Source organism: Photorhabdus hindustanensis (genome assembly GCF_002968995.1).
Classification (GTDB): Bacteria; Pseudomonadota; Gammaproteobacteria; order Enterobacterales; family Enterobacteriaceae; genus Photorhabdus; species Photorhabdus akhurstii.
On the sequence record NZ_PUWT01000018.1, the window covers coordinates 35,292 to 61,360 of the forward strand.

23 protein-coding genes and 1 pseudogene are annotated in these 26,069 nt (G+C 38.9%); 19 read left to right on the forward strand and 5 right to left on the reverse strand.

The window, feature by feature from the left end:
• Positions 1 to 388: 388 nt before the first annotated feature.
• From C6H66_RS07315 to mog, 3 genes are all read left to right on the forward strand, one after another.
• Positions 389 to 2,692 (forward strand): hypothetical protein, encoded by a 2,304-nt coding sequence (locus tag C6H66_RS07315; protein ID WP_146111030.1) that lies wholly within the window; start codon positions 389 to 391, stop codon positions 2,690 to 2,692.
• Positions 2,693 to 2,826: 134 nt separating this feature from the next.
• A complete protein-coding gene (tal, locus tag C6H66_RS07320; RefSeq protein WP_046394798.1) occupies positions 2,827 to 3,780 on the forward strand; it encodes a transaldolase in 954 nt (317 codons plus the stop codon).
• A 90-nt stretch (positions 3,781 to 3,870) separates the two neighbouring features.
• Positions 3,871 to 4,446, forward strand: a complete 576-nt coding sequence (gene mog, locus C6H66_RS07325) for a molybdopterin adenylyltransferase (RefSeq protein ID WP_046394799.1) — start codon at positions 3,871 to 3,873, stop codon at positions 4,444 to 4,446.
• Positions 4,447 to 4,577: 131 nt separating this feature from the next.
• Here mog and C6H66_RS07330 read toward each other — a convergent pair whose 3' ends face one another.
• On the reverse strand, positions 4,578 to 5,603 hold the full coding sequence (locus tag C6H66_RS07330; protein ID WP_105395223.1) for a TauD/TfdA family dioxygenase: 1,026 nt from the start codon (positions 5,601 to 5,603) through the stop codon (positions 4,578 to 4,580).
• A 435-nt stretch (positions 5,604 to 6,038) separates the two neighbouring features.
• On the opposite strand from C6H66_RS07330, the gene C6H66_RS07335 reads away from it, so the two are divergent.
• The 7 genes from C6H66_RS07335 (at position 6,039) to C6H66_RS26355 (ending at position 12,159) form a co-directional block, all read left to right on the forward strand.
• Positions 6,039 to 6,821 carry a class I SAM-dependent methyltransferase gene (locus tag C6H66_RS07335; RefSeq protein ID WP_105395224.1) on the forward strand — a complete coding sequence of 261 codons (783 nt, stop codon included), beginning with the start codon at positions 6,039 to 6,041 and terminating at the stop codon, positions 6,819 to 6,821.
• Positions 6,822 to 7,088: 267 nt separating this feature from the next.
• The gene (locus C6H66_RS07340) at positions 7,089 to 7,679 is read left to right on the forward strand and encodes a hypothetical protein (protein WP_105395225.1); all 591 of its coding nucleotides are present in this window, start codon (positions 7,089 to 7,091) and stop codon (positions 7,677 to 7,679) included.
• Positions 7,680 to 7,771: 92 nt separating this feature from the next.
• Positions 7,772 to 8,332 carry a chorismate mutase gene (locus C6H66_RS07345; RefSeq protein ID WP_105395226.1) on the forward strand — a complete coding sequence of 187 codons (561 nt, stop codon included), beginning with the start codon at positions 7,772 to 7,774 and terminating at the stop codon, positions 8,330 to 8,332.
• A gap of 478 nt (positions 8,333 to 8,810) precedes the next feature.
• Positions 8,811 to 9,917, forward strand: coding sequence for an AAA family ATPase (locus tag C6H66_RS07350; RefSeq protein ID WP_105395227.1), 1,107 nt, complete (start codon positions 8,811 to 8,813; stop codon positions 9,915 to 9,917).
• A 5-nt stretch (positions 9,918 to 9,922) separates the two neighbouring features.
• Positions 9,923 to 10,078, forward strand: coding sequence for a hypothetical protein (locus C6H66_RS26350; RefSeq protein WP_219847608.1), 156 nt, complete (start codon positions 9,923 to 9,925; stop codon positions 10,076 to 10,078).
• 190 nt (positions 10,079 to 10,268) lie between these two features.
• Entirely contained in the window at positions 10,269 to 11,936 is a 1,668-nt protein-coding gene (locus tag C6H66_RS07355) for a S8 family serine peptidase (protein WP_219847609.1), read from the forward strand.
• The gene (locus C6H66_RS26355) at positions 11,905 to 12,159 is read left to right on the forward strand and encodes a hypothetical protein (protein ID WP_219847610.1); all 255 of its coding nucleotides are present in this window, start codon (positions 11,905 to 11,907) and stop codon (positions 12,157 to 12,159) included. Before C6H66_RS07355 ends, C6H66_RS26355 begins: the two co-directional genes overlap by 32 nt.
• Positions 12,160 to 12,380: 221 nt before the next feature.
• Here the strand turns inward: C6H66_RS26355 and C6H66_RS07360 are convergent, their stop codons facing one another.
• A complete protein-coding gene (locus tag C6H66_RS07360; protein WP_105395228.1) occupies positions 12,381 to 14,012 on the reverse strand; it encodes a sodium/sugar symporter in 1,632 nt (543 codons plus the stop codon).
• Between the two features lie 370 nt (positions 14,013 to 14,382).
• On the opposite strand from C6H66_RS07360, the gene C6H66_RS07365 reads away from it, so the two are divergent.
• The 3 genes from C6H66_RS07365 (at position 14,383) to galM (ending at position 17,759) form a co-directional block, all read left to right on the forward strand.
• Complete coding sequence (locus C6H66_RS07365) at positions 14,383 to 15,435, forward strand: UDP-glucose--hexose-1-phosphate uridylyltransferase (RefSeq protein WP_105395229.1); 1,053 nt, start codon at positions 14,383 to 14,385, stop codon at positions 15,433 to 15,435.
• A 69-nt stretch (positions 15,436 to 15,504) separates the two neighbouring features.
• Positions 15,505 to 16,665, forward strand: a complete 1,161-nt coding sequence (gene galK, locus C6H66_RS07370) for a galactokinase (RefSeq protein WP_105395286.1) — start codon at positions 15,505 to 15,507, stop codon at positions 16,663 to 16,665.
• A gap of 8 nt (positions 16,666 to 16,673) precedes the next feature.
• On the forward strand, positions 16,674 to 17,759 hold the full coding sequence (gene galM / locus C6H66_RS07375) for a galactose-1-epimerase (RefSeq protein WP_046394806.1): 1,086 nt from the start codon (positions 16,674 to 16,676) through the stop codon (positions 17,757 to 17,759).
• Positions 17,760 to 17,894: 135 nt separating this feature from the next.
• On the opposite strand, the gene satP is transcribed toward galM, so the two are convergent.
• Positions 17,895 to 18,464 carry an acetate uptake transporter gene (gene satP, locus C6H66_RS07380; protein WP_046394807.1) on the reverse strand — a complete coding sequence of 190 codons (570 nt, stop codon included), beginning with the start codon at positions 18,462 to 18,464 and terminating at the stop codon, positions 17,895 to 17,897.
• Between the two features lie 314 nt (positions 18,465 to 18,778).
• On the opposite strand from satP, the gene dnaK reads away from it, so the two are divergent.
• Both dnaK and dnaJ read left to right on the forward strand, forming a co-directional pair.
• A complete protein-coding gene (dnaK, locus tag C6H66_RS07385) occupies positions 18,779 to 20,689 on the forward strand; it encodes a molecular chaperone DnaK (protein WP_046394808.1) in 1,911 nt (636 codons plus the stop codon).
• A 108-nt stretch (positions 20,690 to 20,797) separates the two neighbouring features.
• A complete protein-coding gene (gene dnaJ, locus C6H66_RS07390) occupies positions 20,798 to 21,919 on the forward strand; it encodes a molecular chaperone DnaJ (RefSeq protein WP_105395230.1) in 1,122 nt (373 codons plus the stop codon).
• A gap of 137 nt (positions 21,920 to 22,056) precedes the next feature.
• Here dnaJ and C6H66_RS26670 read toward each other — a convergent pair.
• A pseudogene (locus C6H66_RS26670) lies at positions 22,057 to 22,216 on the reverse strand (family 1 glycosylhydrolase); the annotation flags it as partial.
• Positions 22,217 to 22,564: 348 nt separating this feature from the next.
• Between C6H66_RS26670 and C6H66_RS25855 the strand changes: the two are divergent.
• From C6H66_RS25855 to nhaR, 4 genes are all read left to right on the forward strand, one after another.
• On the forward strand, positions 22,565 to 22,726 hold the full coding sequence (locus tag C6H66_RS25855; RefSeq protein WP_181150158.1) for a hypothetical protein: 162 nt from the start codon (positions 22,565 to 22,567) through the stop codon (positions 22,724 to 22,726).
• Between the two features lie 39 nt (positions 22,727 to 22,765).
• A complete protein-coding gene (locus C6H66_RS07400) occupies positions 22,766 to 23,029 on the forward strand; it encodes a helix-turn-helix domain-containing protein (protein ID WP_036812259.1) in 264 nt (87 codons plus the stop codon).
• Positions 23,030 to 23,197: 168 nt separating this feature from the next.
• Positions 23,198 to 24,364, forward strand: a complete 1,167-nt coding sequence (nhaA, locus tag C6H66_RS07405) for a Na+/H+ antiporter NhaA (protein WP_105395231.1) — start codon at positions 23,198 to 23,200, stop codon at positions 24,362 to 24,364.
• A 209-nt stretch (positions 24,365 to 24,573) separates the two neighbouring features.
• Positions 24,574 to 25,488, forward strand: a complete 915-nt coding sequence (gene nhaR, locus C6H66_RS07410) for a transcriptional activator NhaR (RefSeq protein WP_040151823.1) — start codon at positions 24,574 to 24,576, stop codon at positions 25,486 to 25,488.
• 71 nt (positions 25,489 to 25,559) lie between these two features.
• On the opposite strand, the gene rpsT is transcribed toward nhaR, so the two are convergent.
• Positions 25,560 to 25,823, reverse strand: coding sequence for a 30S ribosomal protein S20 (gene rpsT, locus C6H66_RS07415; RefSeq protein ID WP_036777011.1), 264 nt, complete (start codon positions 25,821 to 25,823; stop codon positions 25,560 to 25,562).
• Between the last annotated feature and the right edge of the window lie 246 nt (positions 25,824 to 26,069).

The following is a 26,069-nucleotide window of genomic DNA, read 5'->3' on the forward strand; positions in this document are numbered from 1 at the left end:
TTTAAATATTCGTCCTTTGAAGGAGAAAAGTGTAGGTAATAAACAGCTAAATTAGTATGTTTACTTAAACAAGTAAGAAAAATAAAGGTTTTAAGAATGAGTTTACAGAATCTAATATAATTTTTATAAGTAATGCAGGTAGCAAAGAAAACCTAATTTAGCTATTGAAAAATAAGGTAGCAAATGAACATTTCTTCAATTAAGAATAATATAACAAAGCAATATAGTACCTTAATTCTATTTCCCGTTGAGGTAATAATTAATTTATTATCTTCTTTTTTTTTCATTTTTTATATTGATTTACATAATAACACTTCCTTTGACTGAGGGTTTAGAGGCAGGGAGTGTTGGGCTGATTATCTTCTTAATTGTAATATTGAGACCTATTTTGAGTATGATTAATAATCTAAGTTTATTTCTCATTACTAAAAAGCAGGCTTATATTCTCTCAATATTTGATAACTGTTTCACCAGTAAAAAAGAGGCTCAGCAGAATGAGCACGATATTGTAAATTATTCCACCTATGATACTAGTGTGGTTTTGATTATATCTAAGGTAATTTGTTTCATTTATCTCTCCATTCTAATGGTCATTAATGTTGAAGGGGGAACAGTTGGTTTATTATCTTTGTGTTCTATATTGATACCATTATCCTTTTTTCTATTTAAAAAGCGAGCCTATCTCTCTAAACAACTAGCAAAGATAAGGAAATTAAGATACGGATTTATTGGAGATAACTTTGAGTCCTTGACTGCTATATTGTTAACTGGATACCAGGGAGGGAAACTTTTAAGTTTGAACAGAATTATTAACATTGAAGAAACAGTAAAACGTATTGATTCATTGTGGAGAGCTGTAGATATTTCCTCAAATGCATTTTTAAAAGTTATTCCTGTTATTCTTCTCATTCTGATTGGTAAGGAAATAGATAATAGTGATAAACTACTTATTCTTTTATATTCTCTAATTTTGGTTAGTGAATATCTTGGTTTAGTTAGATTATTAATGCCATTTTATGATGGCTATCTGGCAAAATTATCAATTATTAGTAGATATGAAAATTATCGCTCTAAGCCAGAAGAGTATTATGATTTAGATGGTACACAAAGTTTTGTTGAGAAAACTATTCTGGGAAATATATATTTATCAAAAGAGCTAATCAATAGAAGTATATTAAATAAATTAAGTTATGAAATTTTCCAGATTAATAAATATATTGATATGAGCTCAAACATTCGTTATCTGTCGAGAGGGAAATTAAATCTTATTTTTGCTGTAAGGAGTGTATATATGGCCATAATTGATAATTACAAAGGCCATATTTATTTTGATACAAATAAGACTGGTTGGGATTCTAAATTATTATTTGATTTAAAAGATATCATTTCAAAAATAAAAATAGAGTATCAAATTGATGTTATATTGTTATTTCCTCATGAAATTAATCATATTGAGTTGGAAATAAAAAATAAACCTATAAAGTCGACGTCAGATAATGGAGTTATATTAGCAGGAAATTGTAAGATTAATAAATCAAAAACAGCTCAATTTCTATATATTTTCAGTTATAACTCTGTAATTGGAATTATACTCTTGTTCATTGCTAGTCTTTCGTTATTCGAGTTAGGAAGAGTGACATACAATGAATATGATAGTGAAACCTATAAGATAATATCTGTATCTCTATTAGGTATGATTTCATTGATTGTGGGATCATATTTAATAGAGTTTAAGATAAGAAAAAGAGCAAGGCAAGACATATATAACTCTATTAAAAGTAACTTTAGAGTGGAAGGTTTCAATTTATTTAAGCATGAATACAATGTGATAATAAATAGATTTACCATGTATGCCAAGGATGTTTTCTGGTTTGGTTCGATATTTATCGGTACTGTATTTTTATTTCTTAATTCTGACAATTTTATGATTGTGTTTGGTGCCATGTTTATATTTCTTACTAGCGTTTATTTATTGTATCCTATATACAAGGATAATAGAAATAAACACTATAAAGAGCTACATGCTTTATCAATTCGCTTTTCTTATATTAAAAAACTACCTCAATGTGGTCCGGCTAACCGTTTTTGTCGTGACGCTATTTTATCTGGAATACGTAGTTTATATACCGTAGCATCACAACGATATTTAATTAATTCTTTGGCTTCTATATTAGGTCTTATAATATCTAGTTTGATAATTTTTTATTCTTTATATCCCAGTTTTGAATCAGGTAATATGACGGCTGCTATAAACTTAGATAATAGAATCGTCATTTTTTATTTCGCTATATTTGGATATTTGTCAGAAACTGTATCTATTAAAAGGATAACTGAGCACGACAATGTTTATTATAAAGAAATAAACTTATCTTCTAAATTATTAATTTTAGAGCAAAGTTTGAAAAAAGATAGAATTATACAATTAGTAGGGAATAATGGCAGTGGTAAGACCTCTTTTCTTAAGAAATTATCTGAAATAAAAGGATACATATATGTAGACCATAATTTTGATTCCTATTTAGCAAATGATAGATTTTTATATTATCTCAATAACTCGGATTCAGAGGTAATTATATTTGATGAATTTGATTGCAGGAAATTAATAAATAGAATTGATAAAAATAAGAAAATAATCGTTGTTTCACACATGGAAACGATTGGTTCAATATTGGACATTAGCGAAGTGGTATGAAAAGATTGACTACAGAGTGAGTGACTGCGAGTGATCGTTTTTACCGCCTTGCAGCAAGGTCTTACCGTGTTATTATCAGTGGATGGCTCAAGAACAATGCCACAATTTCACGCATAACGATGAGATATGACAAAATGACCGATAAACTAACCTCCCTGCGTAAACTGACAACAGTAGTAGCAGATACCGGGGATATTGCGGCGATGAAACTTTATCAGCCACAAGATGCGACAACTAACCCATCTCTGATCCTTAACGCGGCACAGATTCCTGAATACCGTAAACTAATTGATGAAGCAATTGCGTGGGCGCGCGAACAGAGCGATTCCCGCGAGCAGCAGATTGTGGATGCTAGTGATAAACTGGCGGTAAATATTGGCTTGGAAATTCTCAAACTGATCCCTGGCCGTATTTCGACAGAAGTTGATGCCCGTCTGTCTTATGACACTGAACGCAGTGTTGCCAAAGCTAAACGCCTGATTAAGCTGTATAACGAGGCCGGTATCAGCAATGATCGGATTCTGATCAAATTGGCTTCAACCTGGCAGGGTATCCGCGCGGCTGAACAGTTAGAAAAAGAAGGGATTAACTGTAACCTGACACTACTGTTCTCCTTTGCTCAGGCGCGTGCTTGTGCGGAAGCCGGGGTTTATCTGATTTCACCATTTGTTGGCCGTATCCTTGACTGGCATAAAGCGAACAGCGAGCAGAAAGAGTTCGCTCCACACGAAGATCCGGGCGTCATTTCTGTGACTGAAATCTACCAATACTATAAACAACATGGTTATAACACTGTGGTTATGGGAGCAAGTTTCCGTAATTCCGGTGAAATATTGGAATTGGCGGGTTGTGACCGTTTGACTATTGCGCCTGCGCTGTTGAAAGAGCTGTCCGAAGCTCAGGGTGAAGTTGAACGTAAGCTGGGTTATACCGGTGAAATTAAAGCGCGTCCAGAGCCATTGAATGAGGCTCAGTTCTACTGGGAACATCATCAAGATGCAATGGCGACAGAAAAACTGGCGGACGGTATCCGTAAATTTGCTATTGATCAGGGCAAACTTGAGAAGATGATCGCTGATCTGCTGTAATGATAGGCGATAAACTATTCTTTTAGCGTTAAAGGCGGCATAATTGGCCGCCTTTTTGTTATTTAGTTAATCGTGTTAATTGAGGTTTATATGAATGAATTGCGCATTGGCCTGGTATCCGTCTCTGATCGTGCATCAAGCGGTATTTATCAGGACAAAGGGATTCCGGCATTGGAAGAGTGGCTAAAAAGGGCGATTACCACCCCTTTTCAGATAGAGACTCGCCTGATCCCGGATGAGCAGATCATCATTGAACAAACCTTGTGTGAATTGGTGGATGAAATCGGCTGTCATCTGGTTTTAACCACCGGTGGAACCGGCCCGGCCCGCCGAGATGTGACGCCTGATGCCACATTAGCGGTTGCAGACCGTGAAATGCCGGGTTATGGCGAACAGATGCGTCAGATTAGTTTGAAATTTGTTCCAACGGCAATTTTATCCCGTCAGGTTGGTGTGATCCGCAAACAGGCGCTGATTTTGAACTTGCCGGGGCAGCCAAAAGCAATCGCGGAAACGCTGGAAGGCTTGAAAGACGAAAACGGCAAAGTTCTGGTATCCGGCATTTTTGCCAGTGTGCCATATTGTATCCAATTGCTGGATGGCCCGTATGTGGAGACTGATGATAAGGTAGTCGCGGCTTTTAGGCCGAAAAGTGCTCGGCGCTGAATGAGCTTATCGAATTAATTGCTCCCTGAATGTGCCCGCTAATAATGGGCGGTATTACACATCACAGTGACAAGCTGGAATAGAAAGAAAAATCATTCCAGCTATTAACTTGTTTTTGTAAGCAATGTTTCTTATATGTCGGTTTTTAATTTTAGATTCAGAGCTTCTCGTGCTGCTGCTATATCGTATGGAAATTCATCCCATGTATATTTTTCTGGCCAAACTCCTCCCCTATATATACCTGGTTCTGTACGACCATAGGTATCTTGATAACTTAATGGTAGAAGTGGGCTTCCATCCCAAGCAAGCCAGAGACGAAGCAGTAAGCGTTTATTCTCTAACAAATTATCGCCATCATTAAATTTGGTACGAGCATGGTAAAGTCGATGATTATCTAGGATTAATAGATCCCCTGCTTCCATTTTTAAGTCTAACGACATACCTGGCAACTCTAGAATAGAATCTAAAGTATCAAGAGCATCAATCTGTCTATCAGTTAGTCGTGGTGCGTCAGAAAACCTCTGTGAACTTTCAATAAAGCGTCGTACATAACGAGATATAAATACGTTATTTTCAAAGGAAAATGGAGGAAGACAGGTCCATCCTGGTTGACCTTCAATTTGAGCATCTCGTCGATCAAACGGTATAGGTTGACTTAACTCCCATGCATAAGAAGGATTGATTTCTTTTAAGTTTTGGAAAGCCCGATAGGCATTAATTAGTCTAGTTTTTCCTCCGTGGAGAGCGGGTCGTATGCAGAGAAGGCACAGAAGGTCACATCTGTCAGTATGGAAAGGCAAAGCAGCCGAGCTTTCATATCCTCGATTTGTTGGATTGAGAATATCACTATCACGGTTTGTGACTTTACCTAAGAAATCGAGTTTACGACTTTGAGAAACAGGGCTACCTAGTTGTAAGCCGAAATTAAAAAACTGGTTACAACAGATATCGTCAGTAATTTTAGATATCGGTAAACCACGAATTAGAACTAAGCCGTACTTTTTCAGTTTAGAAATAATTTGATCCAGATTGTTGCATAGACTTTCGAAGTCTCCCCCGTAGGATCTAGATTGCATTATCCAATCTGTTTGTTGAGATAGCTGGAGACCATCCCACTCTAAATTATTATATTTGGGGGAATCATTATTTATGTTCATTTGTATCTACTCTATATTGGGTTTATGTTTAACTGGATGATTGGTTCTAGAGTATACGTCTTGTATTTGTAAGGTATTCATTAAGGGGTGTATATCTAGAGTCGAAATAATAGTGCTAACATACATCCTTTCAATTATATAAATTTTTATAATTAATTTTGGCTATACATCACATAACTAAAAAATTTATAATGGATTGGTTTAAAAATTTATGCAAAATCTTGTGAATTAGCTAATTTTCTATAAGGTTTAATTAATCTAGTGTTATTAAAGTTAATTAAACTGGTTAGTTAAAAATTTAATTTTGTTGTTAAGTTAGTTTAACGGCTAATATAGGTTGTTAAGTTTGTTTGTTTAAATAAAGTTGTATTAAAAAGCGATGTCGCTTTATTGTGTTTTATTTTTTAATACTTAAAAAATTAGTGGAGAAGTTCAATGGTTGCTAAAGTTGATTTCGGGAAAACGGCTCTGGATTATATAATACATCGTGAGGGATTTCCTCCTGCTCTGTTGGTTCGCCTTAAACCCTATGGGGTTGGAATAGTTGGTCAAAGAATTTTGGATCTTGGAACAGGAACAGGGACTTTGGCTAGACAATTAGCCCAAGTAGGTGCTGAAGTAATAGGAATGGATATCGCTGAGCCTTTATTGAAGCAGGCTAGGGCTTTAGATATTAAGGCAAAGGTTTTTGTAGATTATAAGTTAGGAAAAGCCGAGGACATCCCGCTACAAGATGAGACACAAGATATTATCATCGCTGGTCAATGTTGGCATTGGTTTAATCCAGAACAAGCAGGTAGTGAATGTTTTCGAGTCCTTCGCAATGGCGGCACTATGGTAATTTGTCATTTCGATTGGCTTCCTTTGCCGGGTAATGTTGTGGAAGCTACAGAAAACTTAGTATTAAAGCATAATCCAAAATGGAATATGTCTGGTGGATCAGGAATTTATCCACGCTGGTTGGAAGATTTAGCCAAAAGTGGTTTTGTTAGTATAGAGACTTTTAGTTTTGATTTAGAGATTCCGTATACCCATGAACGTTGGTGTGGGCGTATTAGAGCTAGCGCAGGTGTTTCTGCTAGTTTAAATAAAGAAAGTGTTCATAAATTTGATGAAGAACATCAGGAATTACTCGTAAAGAACTTTCCTCAAGAGCCTTTGCTTATACCTCATCGTGTCTGGGCAGTCATCGCGCGTAAATCAAGGAGTTATAAATAGATGAAGAGTTTTTACTATATACTGAAAATAGAGATAATATGGAGGAAAAATATTACAAACAATGAGGGAAGTAATTAGTTTGATATCCGATTATATAAAAGTGTTTTAAGATCAACGTGACAAACATTCAACATATGGATATCTATTCATTTGAATTACTAAGTATTATAGTAATTAGGTGAGAATTTTTTTGATTGGAGATTGTCTCTATAAAAATAAAGTGAGAATTAAAATACTAACTTATGAATAGATTAATTAGGTGGAATAATGATAAATGTGTCTTTATCTAGAAGTGAATTATTAGCTTTCGCTAATAGTTTGCCAGGATTTTGTTATGTTGATTTATCACGCATAAGTTCTGTATTTATTGCCCAAATTATGCAATTATATTACGGAAGAATCATAAATGTTTTTAATATTGCAAATAAAATTGAATCCCTAGAGGGGATAAGAAAAAACTCGTCCATTAAAAATGAGAGTGAATTTAGATATAATCCATTAAAAGGGCTGATGAAAGTTCATTTTACTGATGTGAGGTTTATTTTAAAAAATATTATAAATAAATTGAATGGTGATGATTATATATATAAAGTAGTAGATGAGGGATTTAATAAAAATAATTCAGGATATGCCGATGACGATTTATTTAAATATATATGCCATCAGTTAACTGTCGGTGCGTATAATGAAAAGATTGAAATAAAAAATATGACTGGAGAATGGATTGTTTTTCAAAAATATAATGGTGAAAACTATTGTTTAACACTTGGGTCTCATAGTGAAGGAGATGAAAATATATATAAAAGAGTTTGTATAGCGTATGAGAAAGACTTTCCTTTTCTAAAAAATATTTTGTAAATGATGGTCTTTTTTCGAAGGACAATTAACTTTAGTAAAAAATTTACTTGGCATGCGAATTTTTTATCTGGAATAAACCCTGAGGTGAAAAAATGGAATGGTCAAAAAAAGTAAGGATTGGCTTTATTGCTGGTTTGGCATTGATTATGAGCGCAATGGCGCCAACGGTGACGTTAGCAATGGAGGCAAAGACGACGGTAGCTCAGTTGATTAATCAGCGCCTTTCTTACATGAAAGACGTAGCGGGATACAAGGCTGAAAACCATCTACCTGTTGAGGTTTTGGCTCAAGAAGATAAGGTTCTTGCTAAATCAATAAGTGAGGCTGAATCTTTCGGGTTAAGCGGGGAATCAGTTAGACCGTTTATTATAATCCAGATGGATGCTGCAAAGGCGATTCAATATCGCTATCGGGCTGATTGGTTGTCACTCCCTGAAAATGGTTGGCAACCGAAGCCGTTAGGTGATGTTCGGATTAAAATTAGCGGGCTGAATACGGAAATCTTCCAACAAATTGCGATTTTGCTTAAAGCCGGAGAGAAGATAGGCGCTTCTGACAAAGAAATGTTTATGAGGAATATTCAACAACATAACTTGAGGGATTCAGATAAGCAGCAAATTTTTGCGGCGCTTGAGAAAGTGAAATTAAAATAAATCACAGTCCCTCGCTCTTTAGTAAGAAAAGCCGGTCTTTTTGAAGTGAGTCTTTGGAACTAGATTTGCTTTACGTTTTTTCAAGCTACTAGTAGCACGTACAGCAACAATCTGTTTCGGCATACAGATAACCCTGCCCGATCACGAGACACTGATAATGTTGTACAGGGCTTGATACCTCTCAGATTAAAGCGGCCTTATAGTTTTTCTCTGAACGTCATATGTTAAAAGTAATCCCCTACGGGCGAACTTGCGCCTTATATCTTATTGATGGTAACTCCTCGGAAGTTAAATTTGACGTATACAGCGTAAAAGCCAGTGTGCTGATAAAACCGAACCTTTTTTCCTTAACTCCTACCTGTAATTATGGTGATAATTTGTTTTTTAGGTTGACAAAATCGACATTATTCATGACATTCATGCATATTGGCATGACAAAAAATCATTTTTGATTGTCATTATATTTAAGGGGTTGGTTATGAATATCGTTGCTGAGGACATTGTTGCCCTCATAGAAGCGTCTTTGGATGCTAATTATACAGAAGTTAGAAGTGTCAGTAATAGAATAGCTAAATCCATCAGTGCCGATGATATGGATGTTGCCAAAAAAATTAAATCCATAGTAAGACGTAAGGGAGTTCCACTTCGTAGTTCGGGATATAGTGATAGTTTACCTGTTGACCCTAAATCAAGAATGCCTCTAATTGAGGAGCATCAGTGGTCAGTGACCCCTATTTTTTTGGGCGAGTCTGAAAGTATTACTTTTAATGCTTTTATTGAAAGTGTTAAGCATCAGAAAAAACTAATTGAAAATGGGTTATCAGGAAGATTGGGGTTACTGTTATCAGGTCCACCGGGTACTGGTAAGACATTGATTGCTGGTCATGTTGCTTCTCAACTAAATAGGCCGTTATTCGTTGTCAGATTAGATTCAGTAATATCATCATTATTGGGTGATACAGCTAAGAATTTAAGGCAAATATTTGATTATGTACCTTCTAGAAACGGTATATTGTTATTAGATGAGGTTGATGCGGTTGCTAAGATACGTGATGATCGGCACGAAATAGGTGAGCTTAAACGTGTTGTGAATACTTTGATACAAGGTTTAGATTCACTGGATGATAGCGCAGTAGTAATTGCGGCAACTAACCACGCAGATCTTTTAGACCCCGCGATTTGGCGACGTTTTCCATATAAAATTCGCTTTGGTATGCCAAACCTTGAAGTTAGGGAGTCTCTTTGGAATCATTTCCTGTTCCAAGACAAGGGCATATCAAAGGAGTTAAAAGCACTATCTATAATATCAGATGGATTAAGCGGAGCAGATATTGAAACTATAGCAATAGCAGCGAGAAGACAGGCAATTTTGACTAATTCGGGTATTGATATTATAGCGGTCATTCAAGCAATAATTGAGGGTGATTCACATAACTCGATTATACCTTACAGAGAAAGGTTGAGTTCGGATAATAAAAAAAACATCGTTAATTTGCTTTCCGAAACTAAATTGTTTACTCAGGCTGAAATCGGTAGTTTTTTGAAACTAAGTAGACAGACAATTTCAAGCTATCTCAAGGAGTAGGAATTATGGCTGAGGGTGTTAGAAGTCCTTTATTAAATCCTGTACTATCTTTTTTAGATAAGCCAGTTCCCAATACAGTGAGTGGTGGCGGAAAAAACTCTAAAGATATAATTTGGGCGCGATTAGATGCTCAAAAAAAAGAAGCTATCGAAAGAGCTTAGACACATTAGCGAAGATGATGGTATTGTTTCCCATTCAGGTAAAATTCATCTATTAGCTAAAATGTTTGATGATTCTCTTGCACCATCTTAGATCCCTGATGATTTATTTGAAGCAGATGATTTAACAAGAATAGTTGCTCCGGCTTTTGATGGATACTTAGTCGAAATATCAGGTTCTAAAATCTCTAGTTTGATTGAGAAAATAGAAAGAGCGAAGAATGGTCGAATTAAAGTCGATATTTCTCGTCTTGAAAGTATTATTGGTTTTGATAAAAATCAAGTATTAAGAGGAAGAAAGGCAAAAGCTGTTTTTGAAGCGTTCGATGATGTAGAAAAGCAGTTCAATGTTTGGGTTTTACCATTCCATGATAAAAAAGCAAGAGTATCTGTTAAGAGAGAACTTGAAGAGTTTGCTAATCAAAAGATTATTGGTTTTGGTCATTCTAAATTTGATAATGTTTTTAAAAATGAAGAAATACAAAAAAAGGGAAATAGATATTTTCCAAGAAAGTTGGATGAGTATTTAATCGACGGAATATTATCATTTACCACAGTAATAAATAGTTTAGAGAATTTTAATAAGTTAATTAGCTCTGGTATTGTTTATAGAATTGAGCCGGTGTATCATGTTTCAGTGAAATCAGTGCCACCAGGTAGCGGTAAAGAACCAATACCTAATTTATCTAACTTGAAAAATATCCCAACAGTAGTAATTGTTGATGGTGGTTGCTCTGCTGTTTCTTATTTACCTTTTAATGTAATGAGTATTACTCCATTAGTAGATCAGCATGATGCAGATTTAAAGCATGGTAATAAGGTTACTTCAGTAATTTGCCAAGGATCTGCGTGGAATAATAATCTCGCTTTACCTGAGTTGGAGTGCAAGTTTATTAGCGTTCAAGCAATTAATAAAAAAGGAGTCGCTATCCAACCAACAACCGAACAATTTATTAACTATCTTAGAGATGTTGCCAATGAGACAAATGGGGTATCTCAGATATGGAATCTTTCATTTAATGAGAGTGAGCCATATTATTCGAATGAGGAAATTAGTTATTTAGGGCATGAAGTTAATAGAATTGCCCGTGAGTTTGACATATTACCAATTATTTCAATTGGTAATGTAAGTAGATCAAATAGTATAAGATTGTGTCCCCCTGCCGATTGTGAATCTGCTTTAACTATAGCGGGACGATGTGCGGATGAAAATGGTATGGCAACTACACCTTGCTCGATGAGCTTGCGAGGGCCTGCTCCAGCAGGAATGAAAAAGCCAGAACTATCTTGGTTTTCAACGTTACGAATGATTGGTGGGGTAATAGATACTGGAACTAGTTACAGTACACCTCTTATTTCATCAATAGCAGCCCATGCGTTTAAAAATCTAAAAGAACCTACTCCTGATTTAGTTAGACCATTGTTAATAAATAAAGCTGAGAGGTGTGTACATGATTTGCGTCTAGGTTGGGGATCACCTTGGAAAGAAGGTAATAACCTTCCTTGGTATTGTGATGAAGGGACAGTTACTCTCGCTTGGAATAGTAAAATTCGTGCAGGATTTGCATATTATTGGAATGATATTTTTCTACCTACTGAAATGTTGAAAGATGGAAAAATTAAAGGAGAAATAATATTAACAGCAATATTAAAACCCTTGGTTTCTGAACTGGGCGGCGAAAATTATTTTGCTACTAGGCTACAGTGCTCTTTGCAGAGCATTAGTAACGACGGTAAAGTAAAAAATCTTCTTGGTACTATGAAGGAATCTAAAGAAAAAGAACTTCAGTCTCGCCAAGAGTTAGCTAAATGGAGCCCGATAAGACATCATGGCAAATCTTTTTCAGGAGTATCACGTTGATAATTCGAAGTTAAGACTCTATGCTCGAATTTTTACCCGTGATTTATATCAGTTTGATATGTCATCACACCATGAACTATCAGAACAAGAGGTATCATTTGTCTTAACTTTTAAAAGTCACGATAAAGATTCTGGTATTTATAACTCAATGAAACAACGTTTAGGACCAAAAGTTGAAGTTGGAATAATTGAGCAAGATATTGATATCGATAATACAATATAAATACATAGTATCCCCCTGTATTAGCTGCTTGATACAGGGGCGAATTAGAGATTTTTTATCTATCTATCATATCTATGTAAATTAACTGTTAGTAACGTGTCAATCCTCGCAGATGAGAGGCTTGTTTCTATGCCGCTTAAAAAATTGAAGTGAACACTAGAAGTTGGATTTAAGGGGCTCACTTCACTTTTTTGCGGTAGTCTCAATTGGTGGGAGATTGACTACCAGAAAACAACGTACAATACAGCCAGAATGATCATAATGGCATAAGATGCAATATTAAAACTGCGGTCCGTCGCAAACATAGATGAAACCAATACAATGCCTTTAGGATCGTCGTCATTAGCCGATGTACTTAAACTCGTGAATGCAATAACGACCAGTGTAAAGAGTAATGTGTAGAGCATTTGATCCATAAATGGCATTGCAAACGGCATAAATTTCAGAAATAAGGCAAAGGGGATCGATAAAACCACACCAATTATCGCCCCTTTACTGGACGTCTTTTTCCAGAATAACCCAAGTAAGAACACGGCTAAAATACCGGGGCTGACAAGACCAGTATATTCTTGAATATATTGGAATGCTTGGTTAATACCGCCAAGCATTGGAGCAACAAAACAGGCGATAATCAGGGCAATAGTGGCAGAAATACGACCAACATTAACCAGTTTGTGGTCGCTTGAATCAGGTGCAATATATTCCCTATAAATGTCCATAGTGAAAATGGTGGCGGTCGAATTTAGCATTGACGCTAATGATGAGACGATAGCGGCTGCTAATGCGGCAAATACGATACCTTTGAAACCGACAGGTAGAAATTGGGTTAACCACGGATAAGCTTTGTCTGCATGCGTTGCATCAGGCACGTTATTTAGCGCAAGGTCGCCTAAACCTGCCATTAATTCAGGGGAGGTTGTGATCACATAAGCGGCAATGCCCGGCACAACAACCAGGAAAGGCAGAATAAGTTTCAGAAAAGCGGCAAAAACAATTCCTTTCTGTGCTTCCTGCACTGACTTGGCAGCAAGGGTACGTTGAATAATGTATTGGTTGAAGCCCCAATAATAGAGGTTAGCAACCCATAAACCGCCAATCAGTACAGCAATACCAGGCAAGTTTATGAATTGAGGATTACTTTTATCCAAAATCATTTCAAAGTGTCTTGGTGCTGCATCAACCATTTTGGCAAATCCCGCCATTATGCCTTCACTGCCGCCAATATAGCTGACGGCAATAAGTGTTGTGAGCAATCCCCCTAATATCAGGAAAAAGACTTGAATAACATCGGTCCAAACGATAGCCGAGAGGCCGCCGTAAATAGAATAAACCAAGGAAAATATTGCAAGCCCAATAATGGAATAGATCAATGGAATATTCAGAATGGTTTCCAGTGCTAAGCCACCCAAATAAAGCACAGAGGTCAGGTTGACGAAAATATAGAGTGAGATCCAGAACACTGCCAGAATGGCTTTTAAATTTTTATTAAACCGTTGTTCCACAAATTCTGGGATAGTATAAATGCCTTTCTCAATGAAGATAGGTAAGAAATATTTACCTACGATGATTAATGTAATTGCCGCCATCCATTCATAAGAAGCGATTGCTAAACCAATGGAATAACCGGAGCCGGACATACCAATAAATTGCTCGGCAGAAATATTTGCCGCGATCAGTGAGGCGCCTATTGTCCACCAGGGCAAGGATTTACCTGCCAGGAAGTAATCTTCAGTGCTTTTGTCCGAGCCTTTTTTATCCCTGGATACCCAGAGCCCCACACTGATGATAATGGCGACATAGAACATAAATACCAATATATCTACCAAGCTTAAACCGTGTTCTATAGTGGACATGTTTCTTTTCCTGGTTAGTCTATTTGATACTAAATTGTAAACGTTACTATTTGATGGGGATGTAATCAGAATCACAAAATTGTTATTGAATATCGTATTTGTAATTTATCTTAATTCTTAATAATTTGTTTTAATTAATAGATTAAGTAAATTTACTGTGACTTTAACTCATGTTTGCAGAATATGTCGAAGTTGAACACCTTAATCTGTCTTTTAGGTTTATATCTAAGCTTCTTGTGTAATTGTTTACATTTACGTGATTGGTATCTCAGATTAGTATTAATGCTCGTTGTTAAACTGTGTCCAGCCTGAGTGTGAATAAAGATTTTCACAATCGGTATTGGAAAATATAAATGAGGTAGAGACTGTTATGTCCAAGATTGTATTCAATCCTGCTGAACATCCCCACCGTCGTTATAATCCGCTAACCGGGCAATGGGTTTTGGTCTCTCCCCATCGGGTAAAGCGGCCGTGGCATGGGCAGGATGAGAAATCATTGATAGACGATATTCCAAGTTATGATGAGCAATGTTTTCTTTGCCCATTAAACACGCGTATTTCCGGTGATAAAAATCCTGATTATCAAGGAACTTTTGTTTTTAATAATGATTTTTCGGCTTTAATACCAGATTCACTTGATGTGCCTCAATCGTCTCACCCATTGTTTAAAATACAAGGAGTACGAGGATTAAGTCGTGTAATCTGTTTTTCTCCTGATCACAATAAGACATTGCCTGAATTGTCGGTTAAGCACATTCGTCAGGTAATTGATACCTGGAATGAACACATTGAAACGTTGGGTAAAGAATATCTTTGGGTTCAGGTTTTTGAAAATAAGGGTGAAGCAATGGGCTGTTCTCAGCCTCATCCTCACGGGCAAATCTGGGCGAATAGTTTTCTGCCAAACGAAATTGAGCGTAAAGATAAACAACTGCGTGCTTATTACCAGGAACAGGGTTCCAATTTATTGATGGATTATGTTCAGGCTGAATTAGTTGATGGTGAACGAGTGGTGGTCGATACAATCCATTGGTTGGCGGTTGTGCCTTATTGGGCAGCATGGCCCTATGAAACCATGTTGTTACCTAAAGTTCATGTTCGTCGTATGAATGAATTAACGGATGAACAACGCGATGATTTGGCTGTTGCGCTTAAAAAGCTTACCAGTCGTTATGACAACTTATTTCATAGCTCTTTTCCTTATTCAATGGGTTGGCATTTTGCACCGTTTTTTGACCAAGGCACCGATATTGAACATTGGCAACTGCATGCACTTTTCTATCCGCCATTATTGCGATCGGCTACTGTGCAAAAATTTATGGTGGGCTATGAAATGTTTGCTGAAATACAACGTGATTTAACCGCAGAACAGGCGGCTAAATTTTTACGTGCGGTGAGTGATGTACATTATAAAGCGCAATAATGTTAATTATCTGGCAGGATATTTCATGAGAAGTATCGTTCAGTTAATATCTTATTTGAGAATGAAATGATGGAAACTTTAATTAATTGTGTTAAAGATGTTTTTGATTTGGTATTTCATTATATGCCAACACATATTATTCAAGCACCAGGTCGGGTTAATTTGATTGGAGAGCACACTGATTATAATGATGGCTTTGTATTGCCATGTGCTATTAATTACCAAATTGTGGTTGCGGCGGCAAAGCGGGAAGATAATATTATTCGTGTTGTTTCGGTTGATTACGGCAATCAATTAGATGAGTTTGATATTAGCCAGCCTATTAAATTTGACGAAAATAAAATGTGGGCCAATTATATTCGCGGTGTTGTAAAATGCTTGCTTAGTCGTGGATATATATTTAACGGGGCAGATATTGTGGTAACGGGTAATGTGCCACAAGGGGCGGGGTTAAGTTCATCGGCTGCACTGGAAACAGTGATTGGTGAAACGATAAAAACACTTTACCATTTAGCTATTAGCCAAACGGAAATAGCATTAAATGGGCAGCAAGCTGAAAATGAATTTGTCGGTTGCCATTGTGGCATTATGGATCAATTAATTTCCGCGCAAGGTAAGAAGGAACATGCGTTATTAATTGATTGCCGCGATTTAACCACGCAAACCGTATCTATGCCGAAAGATATTACAGTTATGATTATTAATTCAAATAAGAAACGGGAATTGGTTGGCAGTGAATATAATATCCGCCGGGCTCAATGCGAACAAGCAGCGGTATTATTTGGCGTTAAAGCTTTGCGGGATGTGACATTAGATGAATTTGCAAAACGGAGTGTTGAGTTTGATAGCATAGTGGCTAAACGTGCTCGCCATGTAATTACAGAAAATGAACGTACACTTCTGGCAGCAAAAGCGTTGACAGAGGGAGATATGCCATTAATCGCGGAACTTATGGCGCAATCACATCAGTCAATGCGTGATGATTTTGAAATTACCGTACCTGAAATCGATCTTTTGGTTGATATTGTGACGCAAGCCATTGGTAAACAGGGTGGAGTGAGGATGACCGGTGGTGGGTTTGGTGGCTGTGTGGTGGCTGTAGTCCCCCAAACTTTGGTTGATGTGGTTAAAAGCACGGTAGAGCAACACTATTTTGCATCGACAGGTTTGAAAGAGACCATTTATGTGTGCCGGGCTTCGGATGGTGCAAGTTTGGTTGAAACACGGTAGGTAATAAAATGGCAGATGCTTACTTTGAATTATTGAATGCTTCAATGACACAACATATTGCTTTGGATGGAAAAAAAGCAAATCTTGTCTGTCTTTCCAATGTTTCGGGTTTTTCCGTTGTGTTGATGGATATTGGCGCATCTTGGCTGAGTTGCCGTGTACCTTTAAATAGGGAGAAAAGAGAAGTTTTACTAGGTGTTGCCACTTTACAAGACTTTTATAAACAGACCAGCTATTTAGGTGCTACCGTGGGGCGATATGCTAACCGTATTGCAAATGGGTGTTTTAATCTTGATGGTAAAACTTATCAATTACATGTCAATCAGGCGGGAAATTGTTTGCATGGTGGGATTGAGGGTTTTGATAAGCGGCGTTGGACAATCACTGCAAGAGATGCCTATTCAGTGAGTTTTACATTACAGTCACCAGATGGTGATCAGGGTTTTCCTGGTAATGTCGCTGTGACCGTTCGTTACGTATTAACCAATGATAATCAGATAATCGTGGATTATTTAGCCCATACAAATGCTGCGACGCCCATTAATTTGACTAATCACGCTTATTTTAATTTGTTGGGGGCTGATTCTGGAAAAACATGTTTATCGCATCGCTTAGAGGTGAAAAGCGATGACTATTTACCGATCGATGAAAATGGTATTCCGTTGGGCCAACTGGCTTCGGTTAATAATACGGGTTTTGATTTTCGAAAACCTAAAGTAATTAACAGTCACTTTATGCTGGATAAACAGCAACAGATTGTGAATGGGTATGATCATTCATTTTGGTTGCAAGCCGCTCGTTTGAATTCGGATTATGCAATTTCAATTACTTCCCCCGATGAAGCAATTACAATGAAAATCTTCACCACAAAACCGGCTGTGCAGTTTTACACAGGCAATTGGTTAGGTGGAGTGTTTAACCGTGATGGTGGGCGATATGAGAACTATGCGGGCATGGCATTTGAGCCACAATTTTTACCGGATTCTCCCAATCATCCTGAATGGGAGCAAGAGAGCTGCATACTTCGTCCTAACCAACGCTATAAGCACCGTAATTGCTATCAATTCGAGATTCACAATATTGGTTCAATATAATTGTGGCTAAATTGATACACATTCAACGGACATTCGTCTGATTAGCGTCGGGGTAAATATCATCGGCTCTTTCTCTACGTTCATAACGGACTGGAAGAGGACGAAAAAATTTGCCTTCTTCCAACCCGCAGTTTATTACGGTTTTATCTCGCCAATAGGCAGAATAGTGCGTCCATATTGTTCGTTCAGCACTTCCGCCATTGCCAGATAAATTGCGCTGGCGCCACAAATTATCCCTTCATAACCGGCAATCGTCAGAAGAGTGGTATTTCCGGTAAAGTTGCCAATCGCTAACAGAGCGAACAACAGAGTCAGGCCGCCAAAGATAAACTGTAGCATGCGGTTAGCCTTGAAGGTGCCAAAGAACATAAACAGAGTAAACACACCCCACAGGCCAAGATATACTGCTAAATATTGGCTGCTGGTGGCTTCTGCCAGTCCCATTTTAGGTAGAAACAGCAACCCGACCAGACTGAGCCAAAATAACCCATAAGAGGTGAAAGCAGTTGCAGCAAAGGTATTGCCTTTCTTATATTCAAAAAGCCCTGCCAGTACTTGGGCCAGGCCGCCGTAGAAAATGCCCATACTCAGGATAACGGATGCCAGTGGAAAGAAACCTGCGTTATGCAGATTCAGAAGAATGGTTGTCATGCCGAAGCCCATCAAACCTAAGGGGCCGGGATTAGCCAATTGATTCGCGCTCATAAGTCCTCTGAAAGAAAATCATAAAAGTCATAAATAGCAAAGGTGGCGAATCATAATGATCTGTCAGCAAGGAAACAATGACCTTTGAAATAATAAAAAGGTTTTTTTTTTCACATCCCCCCTTGATGATAGTTTTAACGACCCCATCTTATAATCAACCGCAGTTGCTAATCGCTGTCCTATACAGCCGGTATATATAAGCAAAGGTGAGGAATCGCATAGAGGCATAAAAATGGGTGCCATTGAAAAGCAGAAAGTTATCCTCATATTGATTAGCAACTTGACTGATTACGAATTTCTTTGGAGGCGTTTAGATGGGTAAAATTATTGGTATCGACCTGGGAACTACCAACTCTTGTGTAGCTATTATGGATGGCACGACAGCTCGTGTGCTGGAAAACAGCGAAGGTGATCGCACAACCCCTTCCATCATTGCTTATACCCAGGATGGTGAAACTCTGGTTGGTCAACCGGCTAAACGTCAGGCTGTTACTAACCCGCAAAATACGTTGTTTGCTATTAAGCGTCTGATTGGACGTCGTTTCCAAGATGAAGAAGCGCAACGCGACGTAGCTATCATGCCATACAAAATTATTGCGGCAGATAATGGCGACGCATGGCTGGAAGTGAAAGACCAGAAAATGGCTCCTCCTCAGGTTTCTGCTGAAGTTTTGAAGAAAATGAAGAAAACAGCGGAAGATTATCTGGGTGAGCCAGTTACTGAAGCGGTAATCACTGTACCTGCATATTTTAACGATGCTCAGCGTCAGGCAACCAAAGATGCGGGCCGTATCGCAGGTCTGGAAGTAAAACGTATTATCAACGAACCAACTGCTGCTGCGCTGGCTTATGGCTTGGATAGAGAAGTGGGTAACCGTACTATTGCGGTTTATGACCTCGGTGGTGGTACTTTCGATATCTCTATTATCGAAATCGATGAAGTTGACGGCGAAAAAACCTATGAAGTGCTGGCGACCAATGGTGATACTCACTTGGGCGGCGAAGACTTCGACAGCCGTATGATCAACTATCTGGTTGACGAATTTAAGAAGGATCAGGGCATTGATCTGCGTAATGACCCACTGGCAATGCAACGTCTGAAAGAAGCAGCAGAGAAAGCAAAAATTGAACTCTCTTCTGCACAGCAGACCGATGTTAACCTGCCATATATCACCGCAGATGCAACCGGTCCTAAGCACATGAACATTAAAGTAACCCGTGCGAAACTGGAATCACTGGTAGAAGATCTGGTTAAACGCTCTATGGAGCCTGTACGAGTTGCATTGCAAGATGCTGGCCTGTCAGTTTCTGATGTGAACGATGTCATTCTGGTGGGTGGTCAGACCCGTATGCCAATGGTACAGAAAGTCGTTGCTGACTTCTTCCATAAAGAACCACGTAAAGATGTGAACCCTGACGAAGCGGTAGCAATGGGTGCTGCGGTACAGGGCGGTGTTTTGGCTGGTGATGTGAAAGATGTATTGTTGCTGGATGTTACACCATTGTCTCTAGGTATCGAAACAATGGGTGGCGTAATGACTTCCCTCATTGTGAAAAACACCACGATCCCAACCAAACACAGCCAGGTGTTTTCTACGGCAGAGGACAATCAGTCTGCGGTAACTATCCATGTATTGCAGGGTGAGCGTAAACGTGCCGGTGATAACAAATCTCTGGGCCAGTTCAATTTGGATGGTATTCAGGCAGCGCCTCGTGGTATGCCTCAGATTGAAGTGACTTTTGATATCGATGCTGATGGTATTCTGCATGTGTCTGCTAAAGACAAAAATAGTGGCCGCGAACAGCAGATCACTATCAAGGCTTCTTCCGGTTTGAATGAAGAAGAAATTCAACGGATGGTTCGTGATGCGGAAGCGAACGCAGAGTCTGATCGTAAGTTTGAAGAGTTGGTACAGGTCCGTAACCAGGCAGATCAACTGGTTCACGGTACGCGTAAGCAAGTAGAAGAAGCCGGTGACAAACTGTCGGCAGAAGATAAAACCGCGATTGAAGGCGCTGTGGCTGAGTTGGAAAAAGTTGCTAAAGGCGAAGACAAAGCGGATATCGAAGCGAAAATTCAGGCTTTGGTTCAGGCTTCCGCTAAGTTGTTGGAAATTGCCCAGCAGCAGGCTCAAGCTGGTGCGACCGCAGACGCTGGCGACAGTGCGAAGAAAGATGACGACGTTGTAGACGCTGAATTCGAAGAAGTTAAAGATAAAAAATAATTGCCCTTAGCGGGCGCGGCGATAGTTATGACAATTGTTGCTGATTAACCGGCACGGGCGTTGAGGGAACTCTGCGCCCGTGCGCGTATGTTAAGGGTAAAATAAGAGATGGCAAAGAGAGACTGTTACGAAGTTTTGGGTGTTTCCAAAACAGCGGACGAAAAAGAGATTAAAAAAGCCTATAAGCGGCTGGCAATGAAATATCACCCTGATCGTAATCAGGGCGATAAAGATGCGGAAAGCAAATTCAAAGAAGTTAAAGAAGCTTATGAGATTCTGACGGATGCTCAGAAACGAGCTGCTTATGACCAATATGGTCATGCTGCTTTTGAACAAGGCGGTATGGGTGGCGGTGGCGGCGCTGATTTTAGTGATATCTTTGGTGATGTTTTCGGTGATATCTTCGGCGGTGGTCGTCGTCAGCAGCGTCCAAGTCGCGGTGCTGATTTGCGTTACAGCATGGAGTTGACGCTGGAAGAAGCGGTTCGTGGTGTGACCAAAGAGATCCGCATCCCGACATTGGAAACCTGTGATACCTGTCATGGCAGCGGTGCTAAAGCAGGAACTAGTCCTGTAACCTGCTCAACCTGTAAAGGTGCTGGTCAGGTTCACATGCGTCAGGGGTTTTTCACCGTTCAGCAACCTTGTCCACACTGTCATGGCCGTGGTCAGATCATTAAGGATTCTTGCCATAAATGTCATGGTCATGGGCGAGTTGAAAGATACAAAACCCTATCTGTTAAGATCCCGGCGGGTGTTGATACCGGCGACCGCGTTCGTTTGAGTGGTGAGGGTGAAGCAGGAGCAAAAGGCGCACCGGCAGGTGATCTGTATGTTCAGGTACAGGTGAAATCGCACCATATTTTTGAGCGTCAAGAAAGTAATCTCTATTGTGAGGTGCCGGTTAACTTTGCAATGGCGGCACTGGGCGGAGAAATTGAAGTTCCAACCCTCGATGGCCGTGTGAAACTGAAAATACCTGCTGAAACTCAGACAGGTAAAATGTTCCGCATGAAAGGCAAAGGTGTTAAATCTGTCCGTGGTGGTGTTCAGGGTGATTTACTGTGCCGGGTAGTGGTAGAAACGCCAGTTAAATTGAATGAAAGACAGAAAGAATTACTGTGCGAATTGGGTGAATCTTTCGGTGGTACTGGCGAAGAAACGAATAGCCCACGTTCTAAAAGTTTCTTTGATGGTGTAAAGAAGTTCTTTGATGATTTGACCAAGTAACAGTCTATATCTCCACATATATAGGGCTGGATTGCTAAATAACGCTCGAATTACTGGTAAAAAGTCCTCGTTTAAATGAGGACTTTTTGTTTGAGTTGAGAATTATAAACTGAAGTAATTTGTGTGAGTAAATTATAGGCATCATTTAAATTGCGTTCTATGCTGTGACCAATGACTCTGTGGGGTTGCATATCTGAGGTTGATAACCCTTTCCCATCTATATTGATAGTCTCCTTCAACCTGATTTGTAGCCAGCGTGCCTCCCCAAAGGAAGTTATTTGGAAATTGTTTTTTCATGATTTTCCTCTTATTAATTGCTCGTTAAACTTGGAAGATATCCTCTTAATATGATTTCTCCTCTCAGAGTTTAAATTAATTATTTGTGCTGTTTTCTCGTTATTATTGTCTTATTTTATCTTATCTGTCGAACGTTTAGAAATTATCTGGTTATATAAATTCTGAAAGAAATATATATTGCATAATATGAAATCATATTGAACACTAATGTTTTTAGATGAAAAATTAATCGATTGACATTGACAATTTAGCTTCAAAAGGGCTACTTTTTATCGTGTAATAATGTAAGGTAGTGGAATGGCCGCAGCCTGGCATCCCTAAAAAGGAAGAACGATAAGTATTACTGAAATGACTACTTCTGAACTCGAAAAAATCCACGCTGAAATAGCAAAATTAATGGCAGAAACGACAAAGATAAATTGTGAGGCTACATGGTATCCGATTGTTGTCGCTTCTGGTCTTATTGGTGCGGTAGCTACCATCACAACTCTATTGCTCAAATTCATTTAATTAATTGGTCCCGTTAAGGGGCTTTGTTCTGGAATACTTATGCGACTGATCGGCAATTATTCTCCTCCTACTACAGAAGATCTCATTAAGCTCAAACAAGAATTAGGTTTCACAGGAGAACAAATGGCCGATTTAGCGGGAGTTTCCGGGAACAACCAATGGAGAAAATACACGGGTGGGAAAATGCCACGCGTTGTTTCTCCGCATATTCTATTCTATATAGCAACACAGTTAACACTATCAGAAGATGATTTAAACCGCATTTTGGCTAAGATGCGGGAAATTGGTGCTAATGTAAGATAAATAGGGCCTCTCCATTTAACGATTTCCTCTGATTGATAATCTATTTTATTGAGATGTAGATCATCAATAGATCGGTTATAGCGAATTATTCTGGTTATAAAATCGATTTTTTTCGAAACCATCGCTAGAGTACCATTTAAGTCCGATCAATTTCAGAGGTTAATCATCGTGACAGCAATTATTCGTCAATTCCTGAAATTAGAAGCGGCTGGAGGGCTCCTTCTTATCATCGCTGCCATTATTGCGCTGATGATGGCAAATTCACCATTACAGGGTATTTATCAGCAATTTCTTAATCTTCCAGTGGTAATGCAATTCGCTGCACTGGAGATCAATAAGCCTTTATTGTTGTGGATTAATGATGGCTTAATGGCGGTCTTCTTTTTGATTGTTGGTCTGGAAGTCAAACGGGAACTTCTGGAAGGTTCTTTGGCAGGGAGTGATAAGGCAGTATTTCCGGTGATAGCGGCGATAGGTGGTATGGTCGCTCCGGCATTAATATATCTGCTATTTAATGGCAATGATGAATTTACCCGTCAGGGGTGGGCTATTCCTGCGGCAACCGATATTGCTTTTGCTTTGGGTGTGATGGCGCTATTGTCTAAACGAGTACCAACAGAACTCAAGGTTTTCTTGTTGGCGCTAGCGATTATTGATGATCTGGGCGTTATCGTGATTATCGCTCTGTTTTATACCAAAACAGTTTCCCTTGTGGCGCTTGGATTATCAGTAGCAATGACGGCTTTGCTGGTTTGGATGAATTGGCGTGGTGTCGAAAAAATATCGGCTTATATGGTTATTGGCGCTATTCTTTGGGTTTGCATCCTGAAATCGGGTATTCATGCAACACTGGCAGGGGTTATAGTTGGTTTTCTGATCCCTCTGCATAGCCGGAATGGTCATTCACCATCTGAATCACTTGAGCACGGTTTGCATCCTTGGGTGGCGTATCTTATTTTGCCATTATTTGCCTTTGCCAATGCAGGTATCGTCCTGAATGGCGTGACGTTAAATAGTTTGACCGATAGATTACCGCTAGGTATTGCTGCCGCTCTGTTTCTTGGTAAACCATTGGGAATTTTTCTGTTTAGCTATATTTCCATTAAGATCGGATTTGCTAAATTGCCACAGCAGATTAATCTTAAACAGATATTTGCGGTTTCCGTTCTTTGTGGAATCGGTTTTACTATGTCTATCTTTATTTCAGGATTGGCCTTTGAAGGGGGAGATGAATCTTTCAGTATCTATTCTCGTCTTGGCATTCTGATGGGTTCAACCATCGCTGCGTTTATGGGTTATGGCTTGTTACGAATGGTCTTACCAAAGAAAAAGTGATGGCAGAGCCGTGGTAAATTCATTAATTTAGCCGGTAGTTTCAGAAAGAATTTCCGAACTGACTCTCATTTTTGTACTCGCAGTACAATAATAAAATGGTATCGCGGATACTTTATGTAGTGAAAAACAGGAAATCGCCGTAAAACGGTAAATTAGAGATGTATGGCTAGGTAGTCTGTTAGACGAAAGCGATACACAAGGAAAAATATATGCGGGTGTCACATCTGAATTTTAATCATCTCTATTATTTCTGGCATGTTTGCAAAGAAGGCTCTGTGGTTGGGGCGGCAGAGGCGCTTTATCTAACACCTCAGACGATCACCGGACAGATAAAGGCGCTGGAGGAGCGTCTGGGAGGCAAGCTGTTCAAACGTCAAGGTCGGGGTCTGGTGCCGTCAGAACTAGGACAGCTTATCTTCCGCTATGCGGATAAGATGTTTATGCTGAGCCAGGAGATGTTGGATATCGTTAACTACAGCCGTGAATCTAACCTTTTATTTGATGTTGGTGTTGCTGATGCACTGTCCAAACGTCTGGTTAGTCAGGTATTGGAAACGGCGGTTGTGGAGCATGAACAGATCCATCTACGTTGTTTTGAATCAACTCATGAATTGTTGCTGGAACAACTCAGCCAGCACAAACTCGATATGATATTGTCTGATTGTCCGGTGGATTCTTCCCAGCAGGAAGGGCTATTTTCAGTAAAACTGGGTGAATGTAATGTAAGTTTTTTCTGCCGACAACCTATCCCGGAAAAACCTTTCCCGGAATGTTTGGAGGAACGTCGCTTATTGGTTCCAGGACGCCGTTCTATGTTGGGGCGTAAGTTGTTGACTTGGATACGTAATAAAAATCTTCAGGTTGAAGTATTGGGTGAATTTGATGATGCCGCGTTAATGAAAGCGTTTGGTATGTATCATAATGCGATTTTTGTAGCGCCATCTTTGTATACCAATGATATTTTTGCAGATAATGATATTGCTGAAATTGGTCGGTTGGATGCGGTGCAGGAAGAATATTATGTGATTTTTGCTGAACGAATGATTCAACACCCGGCTGTTCAAAGGGTATGTAATAAAGATTTTTCTGCGTTGTTTAATGTGCCACCTAAGAAGCGCGCTTAAAAAATAATTGATAATAACTGCAAACACAAAAAAACCGGCGCAGGCCGGTTTTTCAGTAATCCAAACGCAAATTATTGCATTGCGTTGATTTGAGCCGTCAGATTAGATTTATGACGTGCTGCTTTGTTTTTGTGGATCAGACCTTTACAGGCGTGACGATCGACAATAGGTTGCATGTCATTAAATGCTTTCTGTGCAGCTTCTTTATCGCCAGTAGCGATAGCAGCATATACCTTCTTGATGAAGGTACGCACCATAGAACGACGGCTAGCGTTGTGCTGACGACGTTTTTCAGACTGTATGGCGCGTTTCTTAGCTGATTTGATATTAGCCAAGGTCCAACTCCCAAATATATTCTATCGAGGACAATTCAAAGGCCGAGGAATATGCCTGTTCAACCTTCTTTTGTCAATGGATTTGTGCAAATAAGCGCCGTTGTACCGCGGCAACTTGTTTCGTTGTGATGGCGCAGGATTTTATCAGCTTACTTAGCGGGAATACAGTCTTTCACAATAAAAATCTCATTGAATAGTCCAGATAGAAATAAAATGAATATTTTTCGGGATTCCTGCTCGTTTTTG

Bases quoted from the DNA above. Each gene is read 5' to 3' on its own strand.
- tal (WP_046394798.1), top strand. From the start codon at position 2,827: ATGACCGATAAACTAACCTCCCTGCGTAAACTGACAACAGTAGTAGCA.
- mog (WP_046394799.1), top strand. From the start codon at position 3,871: ATGAATGAATTGCGCATTGGCCTGGTATCCGTCTCTGATCGTGCATCA.
- C6H66_RS07330 (WP_105395223.1), bottom strand. From the start codon at position 5,603: ATGAACATAAATAATGATTCCCCCAAATATAATAATTTAGAGTGGGAT.
- C6H66_RS07335 (WP_105395224.1), top strand. From the start codon at position 6,039: ATGGTTGCTAAAGTTGATTTCGGGAAAACGGCTCTGGATTATATAATA.
- C6H66_RS07340 (WP_105395225.1), top strand. From the start codon at position 7,089: ATGATAAATGTGTCTTTATCTAGAAGTGAATTATTAGCTTTCGCTAAT.
- C6H66_RS07345 (WP_105395226.1), top strand. From the start codon at position 7,772: ATGGAATGGTCAAAAAAAGTAAGGATTGGCTTTATTGCTGGTTTGGCA.
- C6H66_RS07350 (WP_105395227.1), top strand. From the start codon at position 8,811: ATGAATATCGTTGCTGAGGACATTGTTGCCCTCATAGAAGCGTCTTTG.
- C6H66_RS26350 (WP_219847608.1), top strand. From the start codon at position 9,923: ATGGCTGAGGGTGTTAGAAGTCCTTTATTAAATCCTGTACTATCTTTT.
- C6H66_RS26355 (WP_219847610.1), top strand. From the start codon at position 11,905: ATGGCAAATCTTTTTCAGGAGTATCACGTTGATAATTCGAAGTTAAGA.
- C6H66_RS07360 (WP_105395228.1), bottom strand. From the start codon at position 14,012: ATGTCCACTATAGAACACGGTTTAAGCTTGGTAGATATATTGGTATTT.
- C6H66_RS07365 (WP_105395229.1), top strand. From the start codon at position 14,383: ATGTCCAAGATTGTATTCAATCCTGCTGAACATCCCCACCGTCGTTAT.
- galK (WP_105395286.1), top strand. From the start codon at position 15,505: ATGGAAACTTTAATTAATTGTGTTAAAGATGTTTTTGATTTGGTATTT.
- galM (WP_046394806.1), top strand. From the start codon at position 16,674: ATGGCAGATGCTTACTTTGAATTATTGAATGCTTCAATGACACAACAT.
- satP (WP_046394807.1), bottom strand. From the start codon at position 18,464: ATGAGCGCGAATCAATTGGCTAATCCCGGCCCCTTAGGTTTGATGGGC.
- dnaK (WP_046394808.1), top strand. From the start codon at position 18,779: ATGGGTAAAATTATTGGTATCGACCTGGGAACTACCAACTCTTGTGTA.
- dnaJ (WP_105395230.1), top strand. From the start codon at position 20,798: ATGGCAAAGAGAGACTGTTACGAAGTTTTGGGTGTTTCCAAAACAGCG.
- C6H66_RS25855 (WP_181150158.1), top strand. From the start codon at position 22,565: ATGACTACTTCTGAACTCGAAAAAATCCACGCTGAAATAGCAAAATTA.
- C6H66_RS07400 (WP_036812259.1), top strand. From the start codon at position 22,766: ATGCGACTGATCGGCAATTATTCTCCTCCTACTACAGAAGATCTCATT.
- nhaR (WP_040151823.1), top strand. From the start codon at position 24,574: ATGCGGGTGTCACATCTGAATTTTAATCATCTCTATTATTTCTGGCAT.